This window comes from Streptomyces sp. NPDC006265, assembly GCF_040613555.1.
In the GTDB taxonomy this organism is placed as follows: Bacteria; Actinomycetota; Actinomycetes; order Streptomycetales; family Streptomycetaceae; genus Streptomyces.
Genome location: NZ_JBEXSH010000263.1, coordinates 1 through 10,178, shown reverse-complemented (window position 1 = coordinate 10,178; position 10,178 = coordinate 1). Strand labels below are relative to the sequence as shown.

The 10,178-nt window shown below is 68.5% G+C and carries 10 protein-coding genes, 1 tRNA gene and 1 pseudogene; 1 reads left to right on the top strand and 11 read right to left on the bottom strand.

Features of this window, described 5'->3' with window-relative positions:
* Positions 1-92: 92 nt before the first annotated feature.
* Both ABZ281_RS21645 and ABZ281_RS21640 read right to left on the bottom strand, forming a co-directional pair.
* Positions 93-305, bottom strand: a pseudogene (locus ABZ281_RS21645) (helix-turn-helix domain-containing protein); the annotation flags it as partial.
* Positions 306-411: 106 nt separating this feature from the next.
* Positions 412-486: transfer RNA gene (locus ABZ281_RS21640), tRNA-Leu, on the bottom strand.
* Positions 487-588: 102 nt separating this feature from the next.
* On the opposite strand from ABZ281_RS21640, the gene ABZ281_RS21635 reads away from it, so the two are divergent.
* A complete protein-coding gene (locus tag ABZ281_RS21635; RefSeq protein WP_030852998.1) occupies positions 589-1,245 on the top strand; it encodes a response regulator in 657 nt (218 codons plus the stop codon).
* Between the two features lie 70 nt (positions 1,246-1,315).
* Here ABZ281_RS21635 and ABZ281_RS21630 read toward each other — a convergent pair whose 3' ends face one another.
* The 9 genes from ABZ281_RS21630 to ABZ281_RS21590 all read right to left on the bottom strand — a co-directional run.
* On the bottom strand, positions 1,316-2,032 hold the full coding sequence (locus tag ABZ281_RS21630; RefSeq protein ID WP_356657761.1) for an ABC transporter ATP-binding protein: 717 nt from the start codon (positions 2,030-2,032) through the stop codon (positions 1,316-1,318).
* Positions 2,029-2,901: an ABC transporter ATP-binding protein gene (locus ABZ281_RS21625; RefSeq protein ID WP_356657759.1), complete on the bottom strand. Its 873-nt coding sequence runs from the start codon at positions 2,899-2,901 to the stop codon at positions 2,029-2,031. Before ABZ281_RS21625 ends, ABZ281_RS21630 begins: the two co-directional genes overlap by 4 nt.
* Before the next feature lie 5 nt (positions 2,902-2,906).
* Complete coding sequence (locus ABZ281_RS21620; protein WP_356657757.1) at positions 2,907-4,721, bottom strand: branched-chain amino acid ABC transporter permease; 1,815 nt, start codon at positions 4,719-4,721, stop codon at positions 2,907-2,909.
* Between the two features lie 4 nt (positions 4,722-4,725).
* Complete coding sequence (locus tag ABZ281_RS21615; RefSeq protein ID WP_356657754.1) at positions 4,726-5,655, bottom strand: branched-chain amino acid ABC transporter permease; 930 nt, start codon at positions 5,653-5,655, stop codon at positions 4,726-4,728.
* 138 nt (positions 5,656-5,793) lie between these two features.
* Positions 5,794-7,023: a branched-chain amino acid ABC transporter substrate-binding protein gene (locus ABZ281_RS21610; RefSeq protein WP_356657763.1), complete on the bottom strand. Its 1,230-nt coding sequence runs from the start codon at positions 7,021-7,023 to the stop codon at positions 5,794-5,796.
* Positions 7,024-7,353: 330 nt separating this feature from the next.
* Positions 7,354-7,782 carry a hypothetical protein gene (locus ABZ281_RS21605; protein ID WP_356657752.1) on the bottom strand — a complete coding sequence of 143 codons (429 nt, stop codon included), beginning with the start codon at positions 7,780-7,782 and terminating at the stop codon, positions 7,354-7,356.
* 279 nt (positions 7,783-8,061) lie between these two features.
* Complete coding sequence (locus tag ABZ281_RS21600) at positions 8,062-8,934, bottom strand: trypsin-like serine protease (protein WP_356657750.1); 873 nt, start codon at positions 8,932-8,934, stop codon at positions 8,062-8,064.
* 131 nt (positions 8,935-9,065) lie between these two features.
* Positions 9,066-9,554 (bottom strand): PaaI family thioesterase, encoded by a 489-nt coding sequence (locus ABZ281_RS21595; protein WP_356657748.1) that lies wholly within the window; start codon positions 9,552-9,554, stop codon positions 9,066-9,068.
* 56 nt (positions 9,555-9,610) lie between these two features.
* Positions 9,611-10,178 (bottom strand): molybdopterin dinucleotide binding domain-containing protein (locus ABZ281_RS21590; protein WP_356657746.1); only part of this gene is annotated, 568 nt, incomplete at its 5' end.

Below are 10,178 nucleotides of genomic sequence, written 5' to 3'. Positions count from 1 at the left end.
CACCTGACTCCCATGGAGCCAGACTGATCACTTGATCACGGAAGGGGTCACTTTTCATCGACCGATAGGGGGTCACGGTTCACGGAACGGCGACAACCGAGATAGAGGCCCAGCAGGTAGGCGTACGCGGCCTCATCGGCAGGTGGTCCGGGGTCGGGCGGCGCCATGCGGGGCAGTGGCTCGAGGCGGGCTTTCCAGGATCGAATCGCGGCCCGTGAGATGCCCGTTTCACGGCTCACCGAGTTGAGGCTGCGGCCCTGGGCCACCAGTGCGAGTGCTCGCTTGCGTGTGCTGGCGTCGTACATGTAGTCACTGTGGGAGCGCGGTCATGGCGACACGCAGCAAAAAGCGGATGTTCACGAGAACGTGGGCATCCGCTTTGGAGTGGTGACCTTGGAAACCAAGGAAAAGTGCCCCGGGTCGGACTCGAACCGACACTGTATGGGTTTTGAATCCATTGCCTGCTGCCAATTGGGCTACCGGGGCCCGGTGAATCCAAGGTTGACCTCGACCCACTGCCTGACCACCATACCGCAGCTAGGTACGCTCTTGGGAGCAGTACCGGCCTGCCCCTACCAAGGAGCCCACGTGAGTGCCCCCGAGTCGCCCCAGCCTGTTGACGTGCCTGATGAGGACAAGTCGCACGTGCCTCCGATGACGACGCGGGTCGTCATCGCCGAGGACGAGGCGCTGATCCGGCTCGATCTCAAAGAGATGCTGGAGGAGGAGGGGTACAGCGTCGTCGGTGAGGCCGGTGACGGTGAGCAGGCGGTGGAGCTGGCGCGTGAGCACCGGCCCGATCTGGTGATCCTGGACGTGAAGATGCCGAAGATGGACGGTATCTCCGCGGCGGAGAAGATCGCGGAGGAGAGCATCGCGCCGGTGCTGATGCTGACGGCGTTCTCGCAGCGGGATCTCGTGGAGCGTGCCCGGGACGCGGGTGCGATGGCGTATCTGGTGAAGCCGTTCAGCAAGACGGATGTCGTGCCGGCGATCGAGATGGCCGTGTCGCGGTTCACGGAGCTGAAGGAGCTGGAGAAGGAGGTCGCCGACCTCACGCTGCGGCTGGAGACGCGCAAGCTCGTGGACCGGGCGAAGTCGATTCTTCAGACGGAGTACGGGCTGTCGGAGCCGGCGGCTTTCCGGTGGATCCAGAAGACGTCGATGGACCGCCGGATGTCGATGCAGCAGGTCGCGGAGGCGGTCATCGAGGACGCCGACGAGAAGAAGGCCAACAAGGGCTGAGAGCACAGCGAGAGGCCCGCGCCCTTTCCGTTCGGAAGGGCGCGGGCCTCTTTTGTGTACGGCTGGGACGTCAGTCCTCGCCCAGGTACGCCTTGCGCACGGACTCGTCGTGCAGCAGGTCCTGCCCGGTTCCGGAGAGGGCGATGTTGCCGACCTCCATGACGTGGCCCTGGTCGGCGAGGGAGAGCGCGGCCTGGGCGTTCTGTTCGACGAGGAGGATCGTCGTGCCCTGGGACTTCAGCTCCGAGATCGTCGCCATGATCTTCTGCATCATGATCGGGGAGAGGCCCATGGAGGGCTCGTCGAGCATGAGGAGCTTGGGCTGGGACATCAGGGCGCGGCCCATGGCGAGCATCTGCTGTTCGCCGCCCGACAACGTCCCCGCCGCCTGCTTGCGGCGTTCGCCCAGGATGGGGAAGAGGTCGTAGGCGCGCTGGATGTCCTTTTCGATGCCTTCCTTGTCCTTGCGGAGGAAGGCTCCGAGCTGGAGGTTCTCGGCGATGGTGAGGCGGGGGAAGATGTGCCGGCCTTCGGGGGAGTGGGCGAGGCCGAGGGCGACGATCTTGTGGGCGGGGACCCCGTTGAGGGGTTTGCCGTCGAAGAGGATCTTCCCGGAGGTGGGCTTGAGCAGGCCCGACAGTGTGCGCAGGGTGGTGGTCTTGCCGGCGCCGTTGGTGCCGATGAGGGTGACGACCTGGCCGGCTTCGACGCTGAAGGAGATGCCCTTGACGGCTTCGATCTTGCCGTAGGAGACCCGGAGGTCCTCGACCTCGAGGAGTGCGGTCACTTGGCTTCTCCCTTGGTGCTGCTGGTGCTGCTGGTGGTGCTGGTCGCGTCGGCGGCGGCTTCGGCGGCCTCGACCTCGGCGGCTTCGGCTTCGCCGGGGTCGCCTTCGAAGGGCTCGCCGAGGTAGGCGGCGACGACGCGCTCGTCGGCCTGGACGACGTCGGGGGTGCCTTCGACGAGCTTTTCGCCCTGGACGAGGACGGCGACGCGGTCGGAGAGGTTGAAGACGAAGCGCATGTCGTGCTCGATGAGGAGGACGGCGATGCCCTTGTCGCGGATGGCGAAGACGAGTTCCTCGGTGGCGCGCGTCTCCTGGGGGTTCATGCCGGCGGTGGGTTCGTCGAGGAGCAGCAGGCCGGGCTCGGAGGCCATGGCGCGGGCGATCTCGAGCTTGCGCTGTTCGCCGTAGGGGAGGTTGCGGGCGAGGTGGTCGCGCTTGTGGGCGAGGCCGATGAACTCCAGCAGTTCCATGGCGCGTTCTTCGCTGGCGCGTTCGGCCTTCTTGAAGCCGGGGCCGCGCAGGAGGGCGGACCAGAGGCCTTCCTTGGTGCGGGTGTGGCGTCCGACGAGGACGTTTTCCAGGACGGTCATGTTGGCGAACAGACGGATGTTCTGGAAGGTGCGGGCGATGCCGGCCTGGGTGACCAGGTGGGGCTTCGGGGGGAGGACGGTGCCCTTGTAGGAGACGGTGCCCTCGGTGGGGACGTAGAGGCCGGTGAGGCAGTTGAAGAAGGTGGTCTTGCCGGCGCCGTTGGGGCCGATGAGGCCGACGATCTCGCCGGTGTTGACCGTGAAGTCGACGGAGCGTACGGCGGTGAGGCCGCCGAAGCGCATCGTGACGTCGCGTGCTTCGAGTACAGGTGTGCTCATGTTGGTTACGCCCCCGCCTTGGTGACGGCCGGTTCGTCGGTCAGCGTGGTCTGTTTGGGTACGTCGAGTTGGCCGGTCTCGTGGAATTCGAGTTGGCGTCGGCGGTTGGCGATGATGCCTTCGGGGCGGAAGCGCATCAGGAGGACGAGTGCGATGCCGAAGGCGAGGAGCGACTTGTCCTGGAGGAAGACCAGCTTCTCGGGGAGCAGGTAGAGCAGGGCTGCGCCGAGGAGGGGGCCGGCGACGGTGCCCATGCCGCCGAGGACGACCGCGGCCAGGAGGAACGCGGAGTTGGGCGGGGTGGAGCCGGCGAACTGGTACGGGGTGGGGACGACGCTGTAGGTGACGTGGGCGCTGACGGTGCCGGCGAGGCCGGCGAGGGCGGCGCCGAGGGCGAAGGCGACGAGCTTGACGCGGAAGCCGTTGATGCCCATGGCGGTGGCGGCGGTCTCGTCCTCGCGGATGGCGATCCAGGAGCGGCCGATGCGGGAGTCCGCTGCGCGTGTGTAGACGAGGACGACGATGGCCATGATGAGGACCATCAGGAGGTAGTAGTTGGCGAAGCGGCCGAGAGTGAATCCGCCGATGTCATGGGCCTGGCCGAAGTTGAAGCCGAGGAAGTTCAGGTCGGGGATGTTGGCGATGCCGTTCGGGCCGTTGGTGACGTCGGGTCCGGAGTCGCCGTCCATGTTGTTGACGGCGATGCGGAAGATTTCTCCGAAGCCGAGGGTGACGATGGCGAGGTAGTCGCCGCGCAGTCGCAGGGTCGGGGCGCCGATGAGGACGCCGAAGACGAGGGATGCGGCGGCGCCGGTGATGGCGGAGGCCCAGAAGGGCAGGTGGACGCCGGAGATGGTGGAGAACTCGGAGCCGGAGACGAGGGCGGCGGTGTAGGCGCCGACGCCGAGGAAGGCGACGTATCCGAGGTCGAGGAGTCCGGCCAGGCCGACGACGATGTTGAGGCCGAGGGCGACGGTCCCGAAGATCAGGATGTTGACGCCGATGTTGGCGTAGTGGTCGTCGGTCTGGGTGAAGGGGAAGGCGATGGCCGCGGCGAAGCCCATGGCGAGGGTGAAGCTGCGGTTGGCGGCGACGAGGGCGGAGAACCGGTCGAGGAGGCCGGCGGTGTGCAGTGCCCACATGGCGAAGGTGACGACGAAGAGGTAGCCGATGAAGAGTTCGCCGTACTCGGTGTCGATGCCGTAGGTGAAGACGCCGAGGCCGATGATGGTGACCACGGTGATGACGGCCCGCTGGATCCAGGGCGCGATGGCCTGGGGGGCGGGGATGCGGTCGGGTTTGGCGATGTAGGCCTTGAGGGTTTCCTTGGTGCCGTCGGTGCCGGTGCGCTCCTGGGGGAGGGCGAAGGCTCCGAGGACGGGCAGCAGGGAGGCGATGGCCGCGATCCAGCCACCGGGTTCGAGGTTGACGACGCCGCCGAGCTTGGCGCTGATGGCGATGACGGTGAACCAGGTGACGGTGAAGCCGCCGAGTGCGGTGAGGGCGAGCGGTGCGTTGTTGCGGGCGGGCAGGAGCCAGCCGAGGCCGCGGATGCCGTAGGAGGCGAGGGCGAACAGGGCGGTGAGGATGCCGGCGGTGAAGGTCAGCCACTGCAGGCCGCCGGGGTAGCCGTTGATGGTGAGGTCGCCGGGGAATTCGGCGGTCCAGGTCCAGGCGAGGAACGCGGAGGCGGCGGTGGCGATACCGCCGGCGAGCAGCAGGGCGCGGGCGGCCGCGGTGGGCAGCGGGATGAGACCGCGCAGAGCGGGCGTCGGGGTGGGGACGGCGTCCGGTGCCGGCGTCTTGGTCGTCTCGGTCATGTGATCACGCCCTGTCCGCGACGCGCTCGCCGAGCAGGCCCTGTGGCCTGAAGAGGAGCACGAGGATGAGGAGGCAGAAGGCCCACACGTTGGCCCAGCTCTGGCCGCCGAGCTGCTGCATGCCGGGGATCTCGTCGATGTAGGCGGAGGCGAGGGTTTCGGCGATGCCGAGGACGACGCCGCCGAGCATGGCGCCGTAGATGTTGCCGATGCCGCCGAGGACGGCCGCGGTGAAGGCCTTGAGGCCCATCAGGAAGCCCATGCGGTAGTCGACGTTGCCGTACTTGAGTCCGTAGGCGACGGCGGCGACGGCGGCGAAGAATCCGCCGATGGCGAAGGCGATGACGATGATGCGGTTGGTGTCGATGCCCATCAGCTGCGCGGTGTCGGGGTCCTGCGCGGTGGCCTGCATGGCGCGGCCGGTGCGGCTGCGGCGGACGAAGATCGCGAGGGCGGCCATGCAGCCGATGGCGGCGAGGATGAGGAAGATGTCGGCGTCCTTGATGGTGACGGAGCCGATGTCGTGGGTGGCGTCGAGGCCGGGGAAGGCGCGGGCGCGGTCGGCGCCGGGGTAGAAGTTGCGCACGACCTCCTGGAGGGCCAGGGAGAGGCCGATGGCCGTGATGAGCGGTGCCAGGCGTGGTGCTCCGCGCAGTGGTCGGTAGGCGAATCGTTCTGCTCCGACGGCGATGAGGATGGCCACGATGGCGCCGCCGAGGAGCATGAGGGGTACGGCGAGGGCCATCGAGGTGCCGTCGGGCAGGATGTAGAAGTAGACCGTGAGGGCGCCGAAGGCCCCGGTCATGAAGATCTCGCCGTGCGCGAAGTTGATGAGCTGGACGATGCCGTACACCATCGTGTAGCCGATGGCGATCAGCCCGTACATCGAGCCGAGAAGCAGCCCGTTGGCCAGCTGCTGCGGCAGGGTGTTCACCGCATGGCCTCCATGTCGCTGGTGGTCGTGTGCACTGGATGTGCGCGTGGTCGTGTGCTGTGTGGGGGTGTGGAAACGGGCCGCGCGGTCGGGGTCCCCTTCCGCGCGGCCCGTGATGTGGCGTTGTGGCGGGCCGGACTACTGCAGGTCGGCGGTGCCGGTCTCCACGTCGTTCCAGGCACCCTTCTCGACCTGGTAGACCGTCAGCTGCTTGTTGGTGGTGTCGCCGTACTGGTCGAAGGAGATCTTGCCGGTGAGGCCTTCGAAGTCGGACTTCTGGACACCGTCGACGACCTTGGAGCGCAGGTCGTTGATGTCGGTGGGCACCTTGCCGCCGTTGGCGTCGGCCGCGGCCTTGACGGCCTTGATGATGGCGGTGGTGGCGTCGTAGGCGTAGGCGCCGTACGCGCCGTAGTCGCCCTTGTAGCCCTTGTCCTTGTACGTCTGGATGAACGTCTTGGCGGCGGGCAGGGTGTCGGCGGGGACGCCGATGGCGGTGGCGAGGTCGCCCTCGGAGGACTTGCCGGCGGCCTCGATGTAGGTGGAGGCGAACATGCCGTCGCCGCCGAACAGCGGGATCTTGACGCCGGCGTCCTTGAGCTGCTTGGTGATCAGGGCGGACTCGTCGTACTGGCCGCCGTAGTAGAGCAGGTCGGCGCCGGAGTTCTTGATCTTGGTGACGAGGGAGCCGAAGTCCTTGTCGCCGGTGTTGACGTGGTCGGTGCCGACGACCTTGCCGCCGAGCTTCTTGTACTGCTCGTTGAAGATCTTCGCGAGGCCGGCGCCGTAGGTCTGCTTGTCGTCGACGACGAAGGCCTTCTTCTTCTTGAGGCCGTTGTACGCGTAGCCGGCGGCGAAGCTGCCCTGCAGCTCGTCGGTGGTGGCGGTGCGGAAGTAGGTCTTGAACGGGCGCTTCTTGTCCGTCTGCCAGTTCTTGCCCTGGGTCAGCTCGGGGGCCGTGTTCGCGGGGGAGATCTGGGCCATGTTGGCCGAGGCGAACACCTGCTGCATCGTCTGGGCGACGCCGGAGTTCAGCGGGCCGACGGCGCCGACGACCGTTTTGTCGCCGGTCAGGGCGGTGGCGTTGGACTGGCCGGTGGCGGGCTGCGCCTTGTCGTCCAGGGCCTTGAGCTTGAATTTCACGCCCGGGACCCAGTTGTTCTTGTTGGCGTCGTCGACGGCTATCTGGGCGCCGTACTGGATGCCGAGGCCGGTGGTGGAGTTCTCACCGGAGAGGGGGGCGTCCACGCCGATGGTGAACGTGGTGTCGCTCCCGCTGTCTCCGCCCTTGTCACCGCTGTCGTCTCGGGAGCCGCAGGCGGTGAGAGTCAGAGCTCCGGTCGTGAGAACGGAGGTAAGAATCACCAAGGAACGCTGTCGCACAATCAGTCCTTTCACAGGCAGGCCCCGCCCTGGTCGGGGGGTGAGTGCCGCGCTGGTACCGAACTCCCGATGGAGCGGTGACTGGCCGTGACTCTAAGCCCGGGGTAAGGGCAGGGGCAGCGGCGCGGGCTCGCTTGTGACTTTCTTGTTATGACGGGGTGGATGCCTGGTCGCGGCCGGAGACCCTCTCGGCGGGTTTGGTGGATTTTCGCCGAGGTCCGCATTCTGAGAACCCGCACTTCCGGTTGGCCATGGCTGAGATCGTGTGGTGCTCGCTCCGCAGGCGGCCCGGAAGAGATCGGAAAGGTCCCGGGCCTAGCCGCGGCCGAAGATGAAGCTGTGGCGTTGTATTGCGCGCGCGTTACGCAGCGTTACGCCGAGAAAGGGGTGGTCGGCTTCCGGGGGGAGTGCCGAGCAATCGGAAACGGTGATTTCCACGGTGATGCCGTGGGGTGTGCCGGCCGGCACGGTGACGGTCGGGCCGGGAACGGCGCGGGCGGTGAGGCCCGGGTAGGACGGGCCGGCGACCTGGAGGGTGACGGCGGGGTCGCGGTCGACGGTGACGGCGAACCGGAAACGGCCTGCTTTTTCAGGTGAGTTGAGGGATTCGGTGCGACCGAGGTAGTGCCAGACGGTGGCGGTCGCGGGCCAGGGGGCGGGGACGGGCTCGTGCGGCGGGGGATGTGGGTCGGGCGCGAGGGGCTGGGGGAGTGCGACGGCCCAGGCTGCGGCGACGGCGATCATGACCGTCGCGACGATCGCTCTTCTCCGCCCGGGCGGGGAGCCTGCGCCGGCGGTCGGCGAGCCGGTCGGCCGGGCGTGGTGCGTCGGTGCCGATGGCGTCCCAACTGTGTTCGTGGTCCGTCGAGTTGGCCGGTTCGGCGGGGTCGGTGCCGCTCATGGCCGCAGCCTCATGTGGTCACGGTAGGGGAGGGGGCCGGGGTGGGGAAGGCGGCGGTGCCCCGCCGCTGCGCGGGGTGCGCGGTGCGGCGGGGCGGTGCGTGGTGCGGTGCGTGGTGCGGGCTACGGCAGCTTCACGAACGGCGAGAGGAAGGCGCGGGCGCCGGGGGTGTCCAGGCGGTACGCCACGTTGGTCGCGTAGCAGGGGGTGTCGCCGGTGATGGTGGTGGCGGCGAGGATCCTTTTGCCGCCGATCACCGCGAAGTTGGGGCCGCCCGAGTCGCCGTAGCAGGCGCCTCCGTTGCCCTGCGGCGCGGTCATCGCGAGCCGGGCCCAGGAGTCGTTGAGGGCGTTGAAGGTGACGGGGGCCTTCATCCGGACGCCGCCGCCCGGATGGGTCTGACCGCCGGGGCCGTTGACGGCCTCCTGGGTGCCGTATCCGGCGACGAGCCAGTCGGTGGTGTTCAGGCCCTGCGGGCCCAGCTTGCCGAGCTGGTTGGCGGTGGGCAGGGTGGCCGGGGTGAAGCTCCAGCGGGCCTTCATCTCGGCGGCGGGCAGCTGGATCACCGCGATGTCGTGGGTGTCGGCGGCGGGCCCCGGGTAGTCGGGGTGCGTGTGGGCGGTGCCCCGGACGGCGACGGCGGCGGCCTGTGCGGCCGGATCGCCCGGGTGCTTCCTCGCCGCCGCGTCGAGCCCGGACTGCACGTCCTGGTCGAGGGAGACGTGGAACCGCACGTTGTCGGGCCAGTCCGAGGTGCAGTGCGCGGCGGTCAGAAAGGTGTCCGCGTCGACCATGGTGCCGGAGCAGACCCAGTCGGCCCGGTCGGGGGTCGCGGGGTCGCCGTCGTCGTCCCAGGTGGCCACGAGCGCGCCGACCTCGGTGCGTTCGGGGGCGGGTGTGGCGTTGTAGGAGTTCACGGCGGAGGACGGCAGCGCGGTGGCGAGCACGGTGGCGCAGGCCGCGGCGGTGACGGAGAAGGCGCGTACGGAGGTCAAGAGGAACCCTTCTGCGGGTGGGACGGGTCTTCTCCTGTGGGGGTGGCGCCAGTGAAAGGCCAGGGGGGCGGCCGCGACAAGAGCGCGCCCGCCCCTCCAGGGTTTTCCCTACGTCGGCCGGACCGCGCGGGTCAGTTCGCGCCGCGAATGAGTTCCTCGTCGCCCGGCTTCACATCGCGCAGGAGGCAGGTCAGCCGGGCCGTGCACACCCTTTTGTCGTTATCGTCCGTGATGATGATTTCGTACGTGGCGGTCGACCGGCCCCGGTGCACCGGCGTGGCCACGCCCGTGACCAGCCCGGAGCGCGCCCCTCGGTGGTGGGTGCAGTTCAGGTCGACGCCCACGGCGATCTTGGAGCTGCCGCCGTGCAGCATCGACCCGATCGAGCCGAGGGTCTCGGCCAGTACCGCGGAGGCCCCGCCGTGCAGCAGCCCGTAGGGCTGGGTGTTGCCCTCCACCGGCATCGTGCCGACGACCCGGTCCGCCGACGCCTCGGAGATCTGGACGCCCATCCGGTTCCCCAGGTGGCCCGCGGAGAACAGGGCCAGGAGGTCCACGCCGAGCGCGGCGTACTCGTCGATGACCTCTTGCGGGAACTTCACATGCTGCTGCTCACCCATCGGGCCCGGCTCCGTTCGTCCTCGTCACTCGGCTGCCTGTATCACTGAGCGAACGCTCAGTCGGTCGCCGATTGTTCCAGACGCACCACTACGGACTTGCTGGCCGGGGTGTTGCTGGTGTCCGCCGTGGCGTCCAGCGGCACCAGCACGTTGGTCTCCGGGTAGTACGCGGCGGCGCAGCCCCGGGCCGTCGGGTAGTGCACCACGCGGAAACCGGGTGCCCGGCGCTCCACGCCGTCCTTCCACTCGCCGACCAGGTCGACGTACGCACCGTCCGCCAGCTTCAGGGCCCGGGCGTCCTCGGGGTGCACCAGCACGACCCGGCGGCCGTTGCGGATGCCCCGGTAGCGGTCGTCGAGGCCGTAGATCGTGGTGTTGTACTGGTCGTGCGAGCGCAGCGTCTGCAGCAGCAGGCGGCCCTCGGGCAGCTCCGGGTACTCCACGGGCGCGGCGGTGAAGTTGGCTTTGCCGGTGGCCGTGGGGAAGCGGCGCTCGTCGCGCGGTGCGTGGGGGAGGGCGAAGCCGCCGGGGCGGGCCACGCGCGCGTTGAAGTCCTCGAAGCCCGGGATCACGCGCGCGATACGGTCCCGGATCGTCGCGTAGTCCTTCTCGAACTCCTCCCAC

Coding starts and splice junctions, on each gene's coding strand:
- ABZ281_RS21625 (WP_356657759.1), bottom strand. CDS start 2,901: ATGAGCACACCTGTACTCGAAGCACGCGACGTCACGATGCGCTTCGGC.
- ABZ281_RS21620 (WP_356657757.1), bottom strand. CDS start 4,721: ATGACCGAGACGACCAAGACGCCGGCACCGGACGCCGTCCCCACCCCG.
- ABZ281_RS21605 (WP_356657752.1), bottom strand. CDS start 7,782: ATGATCGCCGTCGCCGCAGCCTGGGCCGTCGCACTCCCCCAGCCCCTC.
- ABZ281_RS21595 (WP_356657748.1), bottom strand. CDS start 9,554: ATGGGTGAGCAGCAGCATGTGAAGTTCCCGCAAGAGGTCATCGACGAG.